Source organism: Sphingomonas sp. Leaf38, from assembly GCF_001421825.1.
Lineage (GTDB): Bacteria > Pseudomonadota > Alphaproteobacteria > Sphingomonadales > Sphingomonadaceae > Sphingomonas.
The window spans coordinates 249006-266527 of sequence record NZ_LMLD01000010.1; the positions used below are offsets into that span (position 1 = coordinate 249006).

At 66.6% G+C, this 17522-nt stretch carries 17 protein-coding genes and 1 tRNA gene; 9 read left to right on the forward strand and 9 right to left on the reverse strand.

The features are described from left to right. The first annotated feature begins 137 nt into the window (after positions 1 to 137). Positions 138 to 1271, forward strand: a complete 1134-nt coding sequence (locus tag ASE88_RS06710; RefSeq protein WP_056476885.1) for a PepSY-associated TM helix domain-containing protein — start codon at positions 138 to 140, stop codon at positions 1269 to 1271. After that, positions 1268 to 1492, forward strand: a complete 225-nt coding sequence (locus ASE88_RS06715; RefSeq protein WP_056476888.1) for a hypothetical protein — start codon at positions 1268 to 1270, stop codon at positions 1490 to 1492. The genes ASE88_RS06710 and ASE88_RS06715 overlap by 4 nt, the downstream gene beginning before the upstream one ends. 141 nt (positions 1493 to 1633) lie before the next feature. Here the strand turns inward: ASE88_RS06715 and ASE88_RS19205 are convergent, their stop codons facing one another. Then, on the reverse strand, positions 1634 to 2314 hold the full coding sequence (locus ASE88_RS19205; RefSeq protein WP_200910177.1) for a hypothetical protein: 681 nt from the start codon (positions 2312 to 2314) through the stop codon (positions 1634 to 1636). 112 nt (positions 2315 to 2426) lie between these two features. Here ASE88_RS19205 and ASE88_RS06725 point away from each other — a divergent pair, with 112 nt between their 5' ends. The 3 genes from ASE88_RS06725 to ASE88_RS06735 all read left to right on the forward strand — a co-directional run bounded on the left by ASE88_RS06725 (position 2427) and on the right by ASE88_RS06735 (position 5616). Then, entirely contained in the window at positions 2427 to 3092 is a 666-nt protein-coding gene (locus ASE88_RS06725) for a response regulator transcription factor (RefSeq protein WP_056476890.1), read from the forward strand. A 184-nt stretch (positions 3093 to 3276) separates the two neighbouring features. After that, complete coding sequence (locus ASE88_RS06730) at positions 3277 to 4701, forward strand: sensor histidine kinase (protein WP_235527855.1); 1425 nt, start codon at positions 3277 to 3279, stop codon at positions 4699 to 4701. Between the two features lie 57 nt (positions 4702 to 4758). Beyond that, entirely contained in the window at positions 4759 to 5616 is an 858-nt protein-coding gene (locus tag ASE88_RS06735; RefSeq protein WP_056476896.1) for an NAD(P)-dependent oxidoreductase, read from the forward strand. Positions 5617 to 5619: 3 nt separating this feature from the next. Here the strand turns inward: ASE88_RS06735 and ASE88_RS06740 are convergent, their stop codons facing one another. Genes ASE88_RS06740 through ASE88_RS06750 form a run of 3 tightly spaced genes read right to left on the reverse strand, consistent with a single transcriptional unit; the run spans position 5620 to position 7006 of the window. After that, positions 5620 to 6108 carry a DUF427 domain-containing protein gene (locus tag ASE88_RS06740; RefSeq protein WP_414893510.1) on the reverse strand — a complete coding sequence of 163 codons (489 nt, stop codon included), beginning with the start codon at positions 6106 to 6108 and terminating at the stop codon, positions 5620 to 5622. A 2-nt stretch (positions 6109 to 6110) separates the two neighbouring features. After that, entirely contained in the window at positions 6111 to 6476 is a 366-nt protein-coding gene (locus ASE88_RS06745) for a thiol-disulfide oxidoreductase DCC family protein (RefSeq protein WP_055879256.1), read from the reverse strand. After that, on the reverse strand, positions 6473 to 7006 hold the full coding sequence (locus tag ASE88_RS06750; protein WP_055879254.1) for a TspO/MBR family protein: 534 nt from the start codon (positions 7004 to 7006) through the stop codon (positions 6473 to 6475). The genes ASE88_RS06745 and ASE88_RS06750 overlap by 4 nt, the downstream gene beginning before the upstream one ends. A gap of 138 nt (positions 7007 to 7144) precedes the next feature. Here ASE88_RS06750 and ASE88_RS06755 point away from each other — a divergent pair. Further along, positions 7145 to 7218, forward strand: a tRNA-Gly gene (locus ASE88_RS06755). Between the two features lie 13 nt (positions 7219 to 7231). Here the strand turns inward: ASE88_RS06755 and ASE88_RS06760 are convergent. The 3 genes from ASE88_RS06760 to ASE88_RS06770 are packed head-to-tail and all read right to left on the reverse strand — an operon-like array spanning position 7232 to position 9751. Next, positions 7232 to 7576, reverse strand: a complete 345-nt coding sequence (locus ASE88_RS06760; protein ID WP_056476902.1) for a PilZ domain-containing protein — start codon at positions 7574 to 7576, stop codon at positions 7232 to 7234. A gap of 29 nt (positions 7577 to 7605) precedes the next feature. Beyond that, entirely contained in the window at positions 7606 to 9285 is a 1680-nt protein-coding gene (locus tag ASE88_RS06765) for a pilus assembly protein TadG-related protein (protein WP_162233402.1), read from the reverse strand. Positions 9286 to 9298: 13 nt separating this feature from the next. Further along, positions 9299 to 9751: a TadE/TadG family type IV pilus assembly protein gene (locus ASE88_RS06770; RefSeq protein ID WP_055879243.1), complete on the reverse strand. Its 453-nt coding sequence runs from the start codon at positions 9749 to 9751 to the stop codon at positions 9299 to 9301. Positions 9752 to 10129: 378 nt separating this feature from the next. On the opposite strand from ASE88_RS06770, the gene ASE88_RS06775 reads away from it, so the two are divergent. Next, positions 10130 to 10918 carry a PAS domain-containing protein gene (locus ASE88_RS06775; RefSeq protein ID WP_056476908.1) on the forward strand — a complete coding sequence of 263 codons (789 nt, stop codon included), beginning with the start codon at positions 10130 to 10132 and terminating at the stop codon, positions 10916 to 10918. Between the two features lie 25 nt (positions 10919 to 10943). Here ASE88_RS06775 and ASE88_RS06780 read toward each other — a convergent pair whose 3' ends face one another. Further along, entirely contained in the window at positions 10944 to 11615 is a 672-nt protein-coding gene (locus tag ASE88_RS06780; protein ID WP_156356967.1) for a hypothetical protein, read from the reverse strand. Between the two features lie 125 nt (positions 11616 to 11740). Between ASE88_RS06780 and ASE88_RS06785 the strand changes: the two genes are divergently transcribed. Together ASE88_RS06785 and ASE88_RS06790 are read left to right on the forward strand one after the other, a co-directional pair. Next, positions 11741 to 13600, forward strand: a complete 1860-nt coding sequence (locus ASE88_RS06785; RefSeq protein ID WP_235527856.1) for a diguanylate cyclase — start codon at positions 11741 to 11743, stop codon at positions 13598 to 13600. A 137-nt stretch (positions 13601 to 13737) separates the two neighbouring features. Next, positions 13738 to 16281 (forward strand): TonB-dependent receptor, encoded by a 2544-nt coding sequence (locus tag ASE88_RS06790; protein WP_055879232.1) that lies wholly within the window; start codon positions 13738 to 13740, stop codon positions 16279 to 16281. Positions 16282 to 16361: 80 nt separating this feature from the next. Here the strand turns inward: ASE88_RS06790 and ASE88_RS06795 are convergent. Further along, positions 16362 to 17522: sensor histidine kinase (locus ASE88_RS06795; protein ID WP_235527857.1), on the reverse strand; the 1161-nt coding region annotated here is incomplete at its 5' end.

The following is a 17522-nucleotide window of genomic DNA, read 5'->3' on the forward strand; positions in this document are numbered from 1 at the left end:
CCACCTCCCCCTCGCGGGGGAGGATTGGAAGAGGGCTCTCTGACTCACATCGCTATTGCACATCGTTATCAACTCTGTACTTGTGTGCCGGTGAGCATTTGCCAGCCCCTATCGTTCCATGACGGCGTATCGCGCGCATGACCCGCGGCACGATCAAGACCTGGTACCTCGTCCACAAATGGACGAGCCTGATCTGTACCGCGTTCTTGCTGATGCTGTGCGTCACCGGGCTGCCGCTGATCTTCCAGGACGAGATCGATGGCTGGCTCAACCCGCCCGCGCCAATGGCGGCGCTGCCCGCGGGCACGCCGTCGCTCTCGCTCGACGCGATCCTGAAGCGTGCCGCCGCGACCGCGCCGGGCGATATCCCGCTTTATATCAGCTTCGACGACGAACGACCCATCGTCTATGTGACAACCGGCGCGACGGCCGATGCCGCCCCCGCGGCGATGCACTTCCTTGCCTTCGATGCGCGCACCGGCGCGACCATGCCGCCCTATGTCCCCGGCGTGATGGCGTTCATCCTCAAGCTCCACACCGACATGCTGCTCGGCTTCTGGGCGGAGATATTCCTGGGCGTGATGGGCCTGCTGTTCTTCGCGGCGATCGTCTCGGGCGTCGTTCTCTATGCACCGTTCATGGCCAAGCTCGACTTCGGCACGCTGCGGCGCGGGCGCAGCAAGCGTCTCGGCTGGCTCGATCGGCACAATCTGCTCGGCATCGTCACGCTCGTCTGGGCGAGCGTCGTCGGCGTGACGGGGACGATCAACACCTTTGTCGTGCCGATCACCGCCATCTGGAAGGCGAACGGCCTCGCGGCGATCACCGCCAGCGAGACGCGCACGCCGCTTGGGGTGGAGCGTGCCTCGGTGCAGGCGGCGCTCGATGCGGTGCGGCGCAAGGCGCCCGACATGGAGCCGCAGTTCATCGCCTTTCCCGGCGTCGTCTTCAGCAGCAAGCATCATTATGCGGTGTTCATGAAGGGCACGACGCCGATGACGTCGAAGCTCCTGCTGCCAGGGTTCGTCGATGCCGCGACCGGACGGCTCGACGCGGTGACGCCGATGCCGTGGTACATGCAGGCACTCCTGCTCGCGCAGCCGCTCCACTTCGGCGATTATGGCGGGCTGGTGATGAAGATCATCTGGGCGGTGTTCGACGTGCTGACGATCGTGGTGCTCGGCAGTGGGCTGTATCTGTGGCTGCGTCGCCGGGGCGGTCCGAGCGAGCAGCGGGTCCGCGAAGTCGTGATGGCAGGAGAGATCGCATGAGCCACAAGACCAACCGCCAGATCTTTGCGCTGCCGGCGCTGCTTGGGGTTTCGACGGTGGCGGGGCTCGGCGCGGGGCTGATCGGCGACGGCATGTGGGATGCCGGCGCCGGATGCCTGCTCGCGCTACCGTTGATCGTGACCGGCCGCTACTGGGTCCGTGTGCCGGCCGCAAAACAGCGCCGAACCGAAGCGCCAAGACTGGCGTCCATCGCCCGCTAAGACGGTTTCCATACTTGCCCCCTCAGCTACCTCCCCTGCCGGGGGAAAAGCTTTAGCAGCGTAACCACGTCCAGCGTGCCGAAGAGGCTATTGGCACGCTGGCAGAACAATGGAGCCGGTGTTACCCGGCTCCACTTTTCTTCAGTTTGCTGGCGCGGCCTGCGGGGCAGGTGCCGCGGCCGGTGCGGGGAGCGCCCCGACTGGCGCGCGGGCTGCACCTGGAGCCACTGGCGGCGGTGCCATGCCCGCTGGCGGGGGCGGCGGTGCCATGCCGACTGGCGGGGGCGGTGCGACGCCCGCTGGCGGCGGCGGCGGCGGAGCACCCGCGCCGCCCGGACCGCCGGGACCGCCCGGACCATCGCGACCGGGACCTTCGGGCCCGGGGCCATGCGGACCATGCGGCGGGCCACCGACCGGGCCGAGCGCGGTAACCTTGCCCCCCGGTGCAACCAGGAACGAGGCGTGGACGAAGCCATCCTCGAAGCGGCCCTGGATCGTCACCGGCTGACCGGTCGCGACCAGATTGCTACCCTCTCCGCCCCGGCCGAGATCGACCAGCGCACGACCGGTGCGGTCGGCCATCACGAACTTGTTGCCGTATTGCTCGGCCACGGTACCGCGGATCGTGACGATCCCATCCGACTGGAGCGAGCGGATCGCGACCGGGGTGGCGGGCGCCATCGTCACGCTGGGGCGCGTTGCCGCGACGGTGACGGCACCAGCCGCTCCACCGACCACCAGCAGACCGGCGGCGGCGAGCGCCAGACGATTGCGGCGCAGATTGAAGCGCTTGCCGGGCGCGATGTGGGAATGTTCGGTCATTTGCGTCGTTCCTCTCATTGGTTGACGAATCACTCTTTAGGCGCACGCTGCCGACGCCCGCTGAACCAAGCCGTTCAGATTCCGTTGAGGCATCGGGCATAGGGACACAGGCATGCGGGTATTATTGATCGAAGACGATGCGACGATCGCAGACGGGCTGGCGCGGGCGTTGCGCGCCGAGCATTTCGCGGTCGACGTGGCCCGCAACGGCGAGGATGGCGGTCATCTCGGCGCGACCGAACTCTACGATGCCGCGGTGGTCGATCTGGGCCTGCCCAAGCGTGACGGGCTGTCCGTGCTGCGCGACTGGCGGGCGGCGGGACGCGACCTGCCGGTGCTGATCCTGACCGCACGCGACGGCTGGTCGGAGAAGGTCGAGGGCTTCAAGGCGGGCGCGGACGACTATGTGATCAAGCCGTTCCGCGTCGAGGAGGTCGTGATGCGGTTGCGCGCGCTGGTCCGCCGCGCCGCCGGTCATGCCGCGGCGCGCGTCGCGTGTGGACCGCTGGTCTTCGACGCGCAACTCGGGACGTTCGAACTCGACGGCCTGCCGCTCAAGTTGACCGCATTCGAATGGCGCGTGCTGTCCGCGCTGATGCTTCGCCGCGAGGTCGTGATCGAACGCGCCGACCTGATCGAGCGCGTGTACGAGGGCGATGCAGATGTCGATTCGAACTCGATCGAGGTCATCATCGGCCGGTTGCGCCGCAAGATCGGCGCGCAGATGATCGAAACGGTGCGCGGCCGCGGCTATCGGCTGACGGCGGGCGAGCCGTGACGCACATCGCGCGACAGATAAATGGCGACCTTGATGCCACCACCCCCGCGACGGCGTTGACCCAGTCGAGGACCGTTCGAGACTCAGGACCGATCCGCGCCGCCGAACCTTCTCCAATCTGTGCCCTGCCTGCGCCGGGGGCGCGTTTGCAGGGTGGACCAGCATGCCTGGCGGGCGGATGGTAATGCCCCGGATGCGCCTCGTCCCGCGGTCACTTTTCGGGCGGATGCTCGTCATCGCCGCGCTGTCGACCGGGCTGGCGTTGCTTTTCGCGGGCGTGACGATTGGTCATGTCCTCGAACGGTTCGTCACGCGGGGCCTCGACGAGCGGCTCGACGCGCAGGTCGCGGTGCTCGCGCGAGCGGTGCGCCCTGATGGGACGCTCGACCGGACGCGCGCGATCGACCTGCCCGAGTTCGGCGTCGCCGGATCGGACTGGTCCTGGCATATCGACGGGCCCGCCGGTCGTGTCGACAGCGGGACGGCTGCTCCCCTGCCCCAGCCCGCTACCCCGCCCGCGCCCGCGCCCGCCGCCCCCGCCCCGGCTACAGTGCCGCTACCCCTGCCGCCCGCCCCGCCGCAGGATGTCCGGGATCGTCCCGGCCCCGGTGGTCCCGACGCGCATCAACTTCGCGCCGGCGACACGCGCGATCGTAGCGGCGACCGGCTCCATTCGCGCACGCTCGATGTGCCGACTCCGCGTGGTCCCGTCACGATCACCGCGATCGGCCCGCGCCGGATCGTCGAGGAGCCGTTACGCGAGGCGATGATCCCGTTGCTCGGTTCGCTTGCCTTGCTCGGCGCAGGGCTTGCGGCGGCGACGATCCTGCAACTCCGGTTCGGGCTGCGTCCGTTACGCGACCTCCGGACCGCGCTCGCCGCGGTCCGTGCCGGCACCGAGCGGCACATCCCCGACGAACAGCCGGGCGAACTGCAGCCGCTCGTGACCGAGTTGAATGCGCTGATCGACCAGAACGCCGCGGGGCTCGCGCACGCCCGCCAGCATGTCGCCAACCTCGCGCACGGCCTCAAGACGCCGCTCGCCGCATTGTCGCTCAAGCTGGCGGAGACGGGCGCCGACGACGACGTGCGCGACATGGTCGAGCAGATCGACCGCCGGGTCCGCCATCATCTCGGCCGCGCGCGGGCCGATGCGACCGGCGGCGCGCGGGCTCGGACGCCGATCGCGCCGGCGGTCGACGACCTGCTCGCGGTGTTGCGGCGGATCCATGCCGAGCGGCCGATTGCGATCGAACGCGACATCCCCGCCGATATCACGGTCGCGATCGACGCGCAGGATCTCGACGAGATGATCGGCAACCTGCTCGACAATGGTTGGCGGCATGCGCTGTCGGCGCTGACGATCGAGGCCGGTGCGACCGATGGCATGGCGACGCTGGAAATCGCCGACGATGGCGATGGCCTCGACGACACCGCGATGGCGGAGGCGATGCTGCCCGGCCGCCGCCTCGACGAACGCGGCGATGGCCACGGCTTTGGCCTGTCGATCACGCGCGAACTTGCCGAGCTGAACGGCGGCAGCCTCGCATTGGGCCGATCGCCGACCGGCGGACTGCTCGCCCGTCTCAGCCTGCCGCTGCGCGCCTGACGCAGCGATCCGCCCCAGCGTGCGTTGGCCCGCTACAGACATTCTGAAGGATAGAGCATGAAAGTCGGATTCATCGGTCTCGGCCAGATGGGCAGCGCGATGGCCACCAACCTCGTCAAGGCAGGGCACGAGGTGATGGTGTGGAACCGCTCGCCCGACAAGGCGGCGGCGCTGGTTGCGGCCGGCGCGCAGCTCGCCGAGACGCCCGCCGCCGCGGCCCAGGGCGACGTGGTGATGACGATGCTGGCCGACGACACCGCGCTCGAAGCCGTGGTCTACGGAGACGACGGGATCCTGACCGCGCCCGCGCTGCACGTTTCGCACAGCACGATCGGCGTCGCGCTCGCCGACCGCCTCGCGCGCGACGCCGACCGCTACATCTCGGCCCCCGTATTCGGTCGCCCGCCCGCCGCCGAAGCCGGCACGCTGTTCATCGTCGCGGCGGGCGCGGACGATCTCATCGATCGATGCGAACCGCTGTTCGAGGCGATCGGCCAGCGCGTCTTTCGCGTCGGCACCACGCCATCGGCGGCCAATCTGGTCAAGCTCAGCGGCAATTTCATGATCATGGCCGCGGTCGAGGCGATGGCCGAGGCCATGACGCTGTCGGAAAAGGGCGGCGTCGATCGTGCGACTCTCCTCGAGGTGCTGACCGGGACGTTGTTCTCGGCGCCGGTCTACAAGACCTATGGCGACATGCTGGTGGCCGATGCGTTCAAGCCTGCCGGGTTCGCCGCGCCGCTCGGGCTGAAGGACATGAACCTCGTCGACGCCGCCGCAGGCCGCTCTCGCACGCCGATGCCGCTGCTCGGGATCGTTCGCGACCATTTGCGCACGGCGATCGCGCTGGAGGGCGAAGACGTCGATTGGGCCGGCGCTGGGCTCGCGGTGCGCCGCGCCGCCGGACTCGAATAAGGTCTACCAATAGCGGCTGCCGGGTACGCCCTTGAACGGCCCGGCAAGATCCGCGGTGATCCAGCCACCATAAAAGCCCCCTGGCTGTGGCACGACCCTCTCGTCGTCGACGGTGCACGTATCGAACGGTGCCGCGTAGAAGGCGAGATGGTCGCGCAACGCGGCAAATACGCGGGTCGGCGCGGGATAGCTCCAGGCGACGTCCCGAATCGTCTCGCCATCGAGCACGAGATCGTAATAGACCGCGTCGCCCTTCCATTCGCAGAACGAGCGATGCGTCGAACGCCGCAACAGTGCCATCGCGACGTCGTCGGGCGGGATGTAATAGCTTGGCGGATGACTGGTTTCGAGCGTTCGCACGCTAGCGCACGTGTTCGCGACGATCTGGTCACGATGGACGATGCGGATGTGTCGCGGGCATCGCTCGGCGATCGCGGGACGCGGAAAGTCCCAGACGCTAGTCTGGCCGGGCAATACAGCGTCGCGCGCCACCGTCACGGCTTCACCGCCTCGCGCCGTCGCACCGCGCGTTGCAATCTCGGCCGGACGCGCAGGAAGCCGGTATAGACACGCTCGAGCAGGCTCAGCACGCGTGGCTGCCGCGCGGCGAGGCCCAACGGGCGCAGGATCGGGATCGCCCGCCACATCGCCGCGAATGCCGCAGCACCGGATAGCAAATGCCCCTCCTCGCGTGCGTGAAATCGCGCGAGGAGTTCACCGCGGTCGATCGGACAGGATGCGTCGCCCTCGGTTGCGTCGATAAACTCGATCGCACCGCGCCGATCAAGCCGCCGCATTATCGCGATCTCGCGCCGGCATAGCGGACAGTCGCCATCATGCCACACCGTAACCCGGCTCATCGTCGCGTCTCGGTCGACTCGGCATTGCGCTGGCTGATCCGGGTCGCGAGCAGCGTCGCGAAGCCAAGCCAGGCCACGAACGGTACCCCCAGCCCCGCCGCCGGGCGATCGATCTTGGCGGCTGTGGCGACATACGCCGCGCCGGTGACGACCATTGCGCCTGCCGCGACCGCGCTTGTCTCCAGTGCACGTTTACGGAAGAACAATTCGGTCCAGCCACCGACCATCGCGCTGTTGAGCAACCACAAGCCGACCGCTGCATCACGTCGCTGCGATTGCGGCGCGCGCATCAGCCGATAGCCGCCAACTGCCAGCCCTGTCTCGAGCACGGGCCAGACCGCACCGAACACCGCGTCGGGCGGCGTGAATCCGGGCTTGTCGAGCCGCTTGTACCAGCGCCGCGTCCTGGGGTGCGAAGGATCGGGCGCATTGCGGCGCCCGAGCACCGCGCTGGCCCCAAGCACGCCGGCCACGACCAGCACCGCGAGGGGTCGCGACAGGCCGTCTCGGGAAGGGGTAGCGATCGTCATGCCGTGCGTCCTTGTCGAGCGCCATGCCCGCAAGGCTACAGCGTTGCACGACCGCAGACGTTCCGCCTGCGCTTGACGCTTGAACTTCGCGATCGTGCCGGGTACGGACGCCCAACCGCCGCGAACAGCGGCGCGTCTGCGGGTGTAGCTCAATGGTAGAGCTTTTGCTTCCCAAGCAAGTGACGAGGGTTCGATTCCCTTCACCCGCTCCAACCTCATATTGTCCTAGTCCATCTCGCTCGCGCTCGGGCCGCCGGTCGTCGTGATCAGGTGTCGCAGCACAGCATAGTGGAAGGGCTGCGCGAACCTGACGCCGGCCTCGCCGCCGGCCGCCCACATGATCGTCGCGCGGACCGGTTGCAGTCCGGCGAAGCGGACGACGACGTCCTGCCCTGGCGCGGCCTGATAGCCGAGCGCGACGCGACAGCCATGGCATGACAGATCGTGGATCGTCACGTCGAAGACGCAGGCGCGCCCCTCTCTGAGAGTCACGCGCATCGCCACCGGATAGCGATTGAGCGAACGGCGGTCGGTGGGGATCTTGGCAAGCTGGCGCACGGAACAGTCCATCGTTGAAAGAAAGAAAAGCGAGGAAAGGATCAGGCGACCAGTACGGCGCGACCACAGCGCAGGCCGTTGACCTGGACATCCGCCTGCCCGACGCGCACCCCCAACAGCCCGGTAACCTGATCGAGCAGACCGTCGAGCGCGGGCGCGGCGACCGACAGCGCGCTGCCGACCGCGGCGGTGATCGCCGACACATTGAGCCCAAGCCCGAGCACGCCGATACGGAGGTCCATCGATCGGATCAGCGACGAGGCCAGTCCCTGCGCGAGATCGTTGGTCGAGACCGAACGGACGCGGTTCTGCGCGATGTCGTCGGCAGAGAAGGTCAGCGGCTGCGCCGCGACCCCCCCGAGCTTTACGTCGGCATAGCCCGAGACGTCGACGAGCAGCGCATGTGCAATCGTCGCGCGCTGTGTTGTGATCGGCGTCGTGAAGTCGTTCAGCCGCGCGGTCGCGACATCGGCGATGGTGACGTTGCCGACGCTCGGCGTGACATCGAGCGACACCGTGCCCGTCGCTGGGCTGCGCGTGCACGCGATCCGGCTGAGCGACGCGCTGGCCGAGGCCAGTTCGACGAAGATCGGCAAGCGCAGCGACGCCAGCCCGAACGTCGCCAGCCCGCCGATCTGCGTGTCGACGTAAAGCCGCGTTTGCGCGGTCCGGACGACGACCGCATTGTCCTTGGCGACCGCGAGCCACGGCGATTGCACGGTCCGCTGGCCGCTCGCCAGGCTCAGCTGCGTCGAGACAAGCCCCGGTACCGATACCCCCGTTCCAAACGCGACCGTGCGCTGACCGTTGGCGAGCTGGAGGATCTCGCGCAGCCCGGCATAGCTGTCGAATTCGAACACGTTGGCGGGATCCACCGTGCGCTGCCCCGCCAGTGGGCCGAGATCGATCAGCTTCGATAGCTGGATACTGGTCGGCGGTAGCTTCAGAGCGATCGCGCGCAATGCCGACGCCGCGGTCTGGTCGGTGGTCGCTGCCGCCAGCGCCTCGACCGCTTTGGGCAGAGTCGTGGTGGTGTTGAGAGTCTCTCCGAAGGTTGCGGCGTCAAGATCGAGCGTTGTCCGCAACGCACTGGCAAAGGCGAGCGCGTCGACATCGGCGCCGGCGAGCGCAGTATAATCCATTACCGACACGTTGAGGTTTGTCCCTGCCAGCCCCGACAGCAGTGCGTTGGGAAGCCCGCCCTGCAATGCCGCCAGCCGCGTGCCGAGCGAGAACGCCGCCATGTCGATCCGCGCTGCCAGCGCCGTTGCGGTCACCCGCATGGTCGGTCGCCCGGTGATCAATCGGCCGAAAAACAACGGCACGGTCTGCGCCACCACGACCTGCGACGCATTGGCCGTGCTCGCCCCCCCCGCCACGCCACCGGCGGCATCGGGTATGAACCGCGCGCCCGCGTCGAGGCTCGGATCGCGCGTGTAGCGGCCGCGGACGAGACTGGCGACCGAGGTGCCGGGAACTGCGTTGACCCTCACCGCACCGCGGGCCGCCACCAAGGGATCGGCACTGGTTGCGGCCGCGGCCAGCGCGGCGGCATCGGCGACGCCTTGCAACTGGCGCTTGGCGACGTAAAGCGATCCGACATCGACGCCGAGCGCGGCGGCGCCCATCAGCATCGTCATCGCCCCCGCCGTGAGGATCGTCACATAGCCGCGACCATCGCGGACGAGCCGTCGCGTCGAGCCGAGAATGCGGTGCGTCATCGCCCCCGTCACCTCAGACGCCACCCAACAATACCGCGGCGCTGCGTCGTATCGTCGTACTCGGCACCGGCACCAGCCCGGTCGACAGCACCGGATCCTGCGCTGCATCGTAGGACAGCCGCACGACGATCATCGTCCCGTCATCCTCGACGACGACCGTCAGCTTCGACGCATCGAGCATCCCGCCGCGCACGAAATTGACGTTCACGGTCTTCAGCGCGGTCGCATAGCGCTCGTTTTTGGTCAGCCCGGAAATGGCGGCGCGCGCGGCATCGTTCGCGGTCTGCTGAACGGTGTGCGACACGAAGAACCATTGGCCATAGGCCATGATCCCGAACAACAGTGTCAACAGCACCGGCAAGGTTATCGCCATCTCGATCAGCGCAACACCGCGGCGATCAGACAGCAGCGATCGAAACCCGGTATGGTCGATATGGCGTCGCGCAGGGAGAGATCGACGTATCATCACCTGACATTGCGGACCGTAGCGTAAACGCTGGGTTAGGTGGCGTTGTCGCGTTGCGTCGTAATTTGCATATAACCAGTATGGGTGTCGAAAGAACCATTTTGATTGGCTATATTGCCTTGGATTAATATACCAGTTTGGGTATATTATTGATAAGAGACAGATATCGATAAGCTAAAGTGGATCGCCATCTACTGCCGCACTGAAAAGGTCGTGCGCGGTATTCAAGCGCACGCCCGGTGCGAGACAGGACGCATCTTGGATAGAACCGCAACGGTAAGTTCGGCTGAGATCGTCCGGAACTTCGGATTATGGCAGGATCGGGCGTCGCATGCCCCGGTTGTGGTCACCAATCGCGGACGACCACGCTACGTCCTCATGGCGTTCGACGCATGGTGCAAGGCGGACCAGAAGACGACTGCACCGCCCCTGCCCGACGCGCCCACCGGCTGTCGCGAGGCTGAATTCGCGGCACTGATCGAGCGCGTGCCGGGTGGCTTCCTGATCCTCGACGACAGCTTGCACGTCCGCGAGACGTCGACCGCCGCCGCACTGCTGATCGGCCAATCGATCGAGACGATCCGCGGCGCAGCGATTGATATGCTACTCGATCGGATCGGCATCGGTATCGCTCTGGTCGAGCTGCGCCGGGTCTTGGAAACGGGGGAGGACGCGTGGTTCGACCTGCCTTTGCCCCTCCCCATGGCCTCCAGCGACGCGCAACGCGTCCGGGGGCACGCCTCACCCTGGGTCGACGGTATCGCGCTGACGCTGCACCGCTATCACGAGGCGCAGGAGGACCGCTGGCTGGCCGACCAGCGCGCGTTGGAGCAGGCCCGCGCGGCCCATCGCGGCGTTCTGGTGATGCGGATCAGCGTCCGCGGGACGGTCACGAGTATCGACGATCGCACGGCGGACTTTCTCGGTCTGCCCCGCGAGCGCATTCTGCAGGCACGGCTGGTCGACCTGCTCGCGCTCTCGGCGCGGGCCGAAGCGCGCGACGCGGTCGAGACAGTGCTGTCTGGTGCGGCCCCCACGGTGGCGTTCGACAGCATGATCCTGACGAATAGCGGCGACCAGCGGCGCGTGACGATGTCACTCGCGCCGGTCGCCGAAGGGTTCGCGATCGGTGGCGCGATGGTGCTGATCACGACAGGCGCGTCCTGATCGGCCGGCGATGGAGCCGCGGCGCTCAATAGCATAGCGGCGTGCCCGAAGCGCGCGTTCGCTCGACGGCCATTCGCAGTATGGTACCGACCTGATCGAGCGCGACCTGCCGATCGGTGGCGGCGATGGTGATCGAGCCGCAGGATTTATTCGCATCGCCGGTCGCGATCGACCAGTCGATAGCCACCCGGTTGGGCTCGACCGTGCGGTCGACGGTCAGCGTACGGACGATCACCCGACCTCCCTGCGCGCTCGACAGGCCTGACAGCAGCGCATCGATATCCGCCCTCCAGCCGTCCTGGCCCTCCCCGGGCGCGACGGCTGGCCCCGAAAGCGCGCCCGCAACTCGTCCATGAAACGTCCGCGTGACGATCGGTACCACGCCATCGGCGCGCGCCTGATGCGCGTCGGCATCGGTCGCGAGCGTTCCAAGCCAATCGAGCCGCGCCCCGGTCAGCACGAACATAGCCGTCAAGCCAGCGATCACCAAGATCCGCACAGGTCGCGGCATCGCGACTGCACACGAGGCGATGATCGTCCCTAGCAGGATCGCCAGCCAGACGAACGACAGCACCACGCTCCACCGGGGCAGGATCGTCATGAGGATCGCCCCTCCGATCAGTTCGACCGCAGCGACGCTCATCACGAGCCTGCCCGGGGCGTCATACGCGTCCGCGTGATCCGATCTGGCGCTCATCGTTTGTCCCTCGCTCCGACCGCAGCAAGACTGCCGTTCCGCCGTTAATATCCCTCGAACTGCCCGTGCAGCGAGATGCGTATCCGGAAGCCAAATCTTTACCGGTTTGCGTGCATCGCTCTGGCATGTCAGCGTTTTCTCTGTCTTCGCTATCCGCCCGCATCGGCTGGCTCGGCGCCTGCGTGTCGCTCGCCATGCTCGCACTGGCGCTGCTGCTGGTCGATGCGAGCGTCCGGATGAAAGCCTCGCTCGACTGGGTCAGTCGAACTGAACAGCTGATCCACAAGATCGACGAGACGATGGCCGACCTGCGCGAAGCGGAATCGGGCCAGCGTGGCTTCCTGCTGACCCACGACCGCAGCTACGCACGAAATTTCGACTATCGCACGGTCGAGGCGACAAACGACACCGTCGCGCTTGCGGCGTTGACTCGCGACAATCCCGAGCAGCATGACCGCGCCGTCGCGTTGCAGCGGATCGTCGCGCAGAAGATTGCCTCGCTGCGGATGCCGCTGTCGCTCGGGCAAAGCGGGCATTTCGCGGAGGCGATCGCGATCGTCGCGAACGGGCATGGCCGCAATCTGATGGACGAGGTCGCCCGGCGCGCCGGCCAGTTGCGGGACGAGGAACGCGACCTGCTGGCGGTGCGGTTATATGCGGCGGAACAACAATCCGCCTGGAACCGGCATCTGCCGCTCGTCGGCGGCCCGACGATCATCGCGCTGTTCGCGGTTGCAGTCGTTCTGATCATCCGCGGCGTGCGACGGCCGATCCGATCGATGCTGCGATCGATGCGTGCTTTTGGCGAGGGGGACCGCGACGCGCGCGTCACCGATGCGATCGGCACCGCGGAGTTCCGCGCGCTCGCCGAGGCATATAACGCGATGGCAGACCGGCTTGCGGCAGCCGGATCGCTGCAATCGGCCAGCGACGCGGACCTTCAGCGTGCCAATGCCGAATTGCGCTGCAACGCTGATACGTTGCAGGCGCGCAGCGAGATGATCGAACTGCTCGGCGGGATGTCGCACCGGATGCAGACCGCGCGGACCGATGCCGAGCTCGCCGCGGTGATCGCGTGCTTCGTGCCCCGCGTGCTGCCATCGGTACCCGGCGCGCTCTATGCGCATAATCATTCGCGCAACCTGTTGATCCGGCTGGCGAGCTGGGGCGATCTAAGCCGCGCGCGGGAGGCGTTCCCGCCCGAGCAATGCTGGGGATTACGACGTGGCCAGGGGCATTACATCGTCGAACCCGGCACCGACGTGATCTGCGCGCATGTCGGCGATCCGGGCGCGGTGTATCACTGCGAACCGTTGCTGGCGGGGGGCGAGGTGATCGGGCTGTTGTATCTGGAGGGCGTGGTCGAGGCGGAGAGCCGCTTTCGGTTGGCGGTATTGACCGAGAACATCGCCTCCGCGTTGCTCAACCACCAGCTGCAGCGGGGGCTGCGCGAACAGACCATCCGCGATCCGCTGACCGCGTTGTTCAATCGCCGTTATATGGAAGAGGCGCTGGCGATCGAGATCGCGCGGGCCGCACCCGCGGGGACACCGCTCGGGCTGGTCATGTGCGACGTCGATCATTTCAAGCGATTCAACGACGAATTCGGACATGATGCCGGCGATATCGTCCTGCGCGCGGTAGCGACCGAAATGACGCGCCATTTCCGCGATGGCGACGTCGTGTGCCGCTATGGGGGCGAGGAGTTCACGATCATCGCGCCCGGCGCGACGTTGCCCGTGCTGCTTGGACGCGTCGAGCGACTGCGGATCGCCATCGCCGAGACATCGGTACGCCACGGCGACCGCGCGCTCGGCGCGATCCGAATGTCGTTCGGAATCGCAATGTGGTATCCCGAGATGGATCGCGATGGATCGACGCTGATCCAGCGCGCCGACAACGCGCTGTATCGCGCCAAGCGCGCCGGCCGCGATCAAGTGATGATCGCCGACGAGGTGCCGGCGCTGTCGATCGCGGCCGAATAACCGGATCGGCCGCGCCGCAACCATTAAACGAGCATTAAAACCGTCGGACACCCGATTCTTATATCCGTAACGGACGTGCCACGACCGCAGCCTATCGCGCCCTTCAAGGCAAACACTGCCTAAAAGGGAACTTTTCGATGTTGAATTCAGCAAGCCTGCGCTTGCGGCTGCTGGCCGGCGCCGCCCTGACGATCGCTAGCGCGTCGCCAGCGTTCGCTGCCCCCGCACCGACCGCCGAGCCGACCGCCGCGAAGGATTCGACGGTCGCACCGGAGCCCGCCAATGCGGTCACGCCTGCCGCCGAACCCGACCAGTCCGGTCTCGGCGACGTCGTCGTCACCGCGACCAAGCGCGAGACCAACCTGCAGAAGACGCCGATCGCAATCAGCGTGATGACGGCGCAGAACCTGCAGGACCGCCACGTCCAGAGCCTGTACGATCTCGCCGACGGCGCGGTGCCATCGTTGCGTGTCGCGACGTTCGAGGCGCGCCAGTCCGCGCTGACCGTCGGTATTCGCGGCATCGTTCCGCTCGACGCCAACCAGCCCGCGCGCGAGCAGGGCGTCGGCATCTATATCGACGGCGTCTATCTTGGTCGCCAGCACGGGCTGAATGCCGCGCTGTTCGACGTCGAGCGGATCGAAGTGCTCAAGGGGCCGCAAGGCACGCTGTTCGGCCGCAACACCGAAGGCGGCGCGCTGAGCATCGTCACCAAGGCGCCGACCGGCAAATGGGGCGGCAGCGCAACCGGCGGCATCGCCAATTACGGCGGCTATAACGGCGCGTTCCGGCTCGATCTTCCCGAGACCTATGGCGTGTCGCTGAAGCTCGACGGAGTCGTCCAATATCAGGGCGCGACCACCCGGAACCCGCTCGCCGGCCAGACCGGCTGGAATTACTACGATCGCCGCGGCTTCAAGGCGACCGCACGGATCAAGCCCGTCGAAGGCATGACCGCCGATTTCAGCTACGACAATGGCTATGACGCAAACAGCCCGTTCTACAGCCAGCTGCTCAACGCGAACCCCAATGGGTGCGTCGCCGGCAGCCAGGCGGCAGCGGCCGCGTGCACGCTACCCGGCACCAACTATGCCACGCTGACCGGCACGGTGAAGCCGGTGCCGAGCCAGGTCGTCGTCAACGGCACCAGCCGGATGAAGGTCGCCGATATCGGCGTGCCGCAGCAGCCGAGCATCGACAAGACGCACGGCTATACGTCGAACATCCACTGGAACGTCGCCCCCGAGATCGAACTCCGGTCGATCACCGCATGGCGCGGCGTCACCTCGACGCAGTGGGACAATAGCGGCGGCGCGCACCGCGTGCCGGTCGTGGCCGCCAACTGCACCGGCACCGGCTGCAATTTCAGCCGGTACAGCCTCGCCGACCTAAGGCAGAACCAGTTCAGCCAGGAATTCCAGGCTGTCGGCAGCGTAGGCCAGCTCGATTACGTCGCCGGGCTCTATTACTTCAACGAGCATATCAGCGACGACGCCGCCACCCCGAACTCGAACGCATTCACCACGAATGCGACCGCAACCACTGCGGGCACCGCGATCACCGGCGTGACGATCCTCGATCCCTGCACCGGTTCGGGCGGGTTCGGTTCGCAACCCGGGTGCCGCTCGATCGATCGCGCGTCAGAAGTGCATTCCAAGAGCTATGCCGGCTATGGCCAGGTCACGTGGAACGCGACCGATCGCATTCATCTGACCGCAGGCGGCCGCTACACGCACGACGAGAAGCAGGGCGTGCTGCATTATTCGCGCAACCTGAACTACGACACCGCGACCACGGCACAGTTGACCGCCGCGGGCTACAAGCCGCTCGATGCCAGCTGGGATCGCTTCAATCCGATGGCCACACTGGCCTATGACGCTACCGACACGCTGCATCTCTATGCCAAATACGCGACCGGCTACCGCGCCGGTGGGGCAAGCTCGCGCACGTCGAACTACCAGACGTTCAACCCGGAGGATGTGAAATCGTACGAGATCGGCGCCAAGACCGATTTCTGGAACCACCGCGCGCGCCTGAACCTTGCCGGCTACATCATGGACCGCAAGAACAGCCAGATCGACATCAGCTCGATCCAGACGACCTCGACCGGCAGCTTCAACAATCTGGTCACGATCAATGCACCGGGGATCACCAAGATCCGCGGGATCGAAGCCGACCTGACGGTCCAGCCGGTCGATGGCCTGACGCTGACCGCGGGCTATGCCTATACCTACACCAAGATCCCGCCGGTGCTGATCACGTCGACCGGCGTGTATCAGAACTTCTACATCGTGTTCACCCCGCGCAATGCGGCCAATGGCTCGATCGACTACACGACGCCGATCGGCGCGCTGGATCTGAAGTTCCACGTCGACGGCAACTACTCGCAGGCGACGCAGACCTTCGATCAATATGCGACCAAGAACGATGCCGCGTTCATCGCCAACGCACGCATCGCGCTGGCGAACATCATCGTCGGTAACAACAATGCGCTGACGATCTCGGCCTGGACGCGCAACCTGTTCAACAAGCAGTATGTATTCCGTCGGGATCCATCGAACAGCCTGCCGGGCTCGCCGACCACGAACACGGCGTCGGGCAGCATCAACAACATCCTCGGCGATTACGGCAATTTCAACGCGCCGCGGACCTACGGCGTGGAGGCGTCGGTCAAGTTCTGATCGACACCGCCCTTTGACCGACCAACCCGGGCAGGCGTCGAGCGTGTCCGGGTGTCGTCGTCAAAAGGGGGCCTCGCTTTTCAGGCAGGCACAGCGATGACGACGCGCAGTCCGGGCGCCGCGTCTTCCAACGCGATCGTGCCGCGGTGCAGGCGAACGATCGCCTCGACCAGCGGCAGGCCAAGCCCATGGCCGCCATCGTGACGACTGGTGTCGAGACGCCCGAACCGCCGCAGTGCCAGCGCGCGTTGGTCGGCCGGGATACCGGGGCCATCGTCGGTTATGGTGAGCGTGTCGGTGACCGCGATACAAATCCGCGTACCAACCGGCGTATGACGCACCGTATTCTCGATCAGATTGACGATCAGCTGACCGAGCAACTGCCCGTCGCCGACGATCGGCAGCGGTGACGCCGTTGCAAGAGCCAGCATCCGTCCGCTATCGGCTACGACCGGCTGCATCATCACGCCGATCTCGTCCGCCAGCGCCGCCAGATCGAGCCGCGCGAACCCCGCGCGACGATCGCCGCCCTCGATCTCGGCGATCCGCAGCATCGCCGCGAACATCGCAAGAAGGTCGTCGCTCATCGCGATGGCGGCTTCGAGATCGTCGCGCTGCACCGGCGACTCCGCGCGGCGCAATGACAGCGCGAGTTGGCTCCGCAACCGAGCGAGCGGCGTGCGCAGGTCGTGCGCAATGTCGTTGGAGACGTTGCTGATGCTTGCCATCAGATCCGAAATCCGGTCGAGCATCCGGTTGAACGCCATCGCCTGTTGCGCGAACTCGCCCCCCGATCGGTCGACCGGCACGCGCCGCGTCATGTCGCCGTCGATGATCGCCTCGACCGTGTGGCGGGTCTCACCGATCCGCCGGCCGATCGTCACGACGAAGACGATCAGCCCACCAAGCACGACGAACAGGATCGACCCGAACCCGATCAGATAGATGCGGACGCGCGCGCCGTTATAGTCGTCGAACGGCTCGGTTTCGGCGATCGTGGTCAGCGTCATGCCGCCGCCGACGTCGCGCACCAAAGCGCGGCCCGCGGACAGGCCGGGGATCAACCGATCGCCGGCGAGCGTGGAGAACCCCATTGGCAACGGCCGCGACAGGCCAATGTTGCCACCCAGCCTGTGCCCCTCCGCGTCGAGCAACACGAATCCGATATCGCCGGTGTCGCGCTCGTGCGTCGCGGCATCGACGCGGCGGAAGATATCAGCAGCGCGGCGATCCCCGGGAAT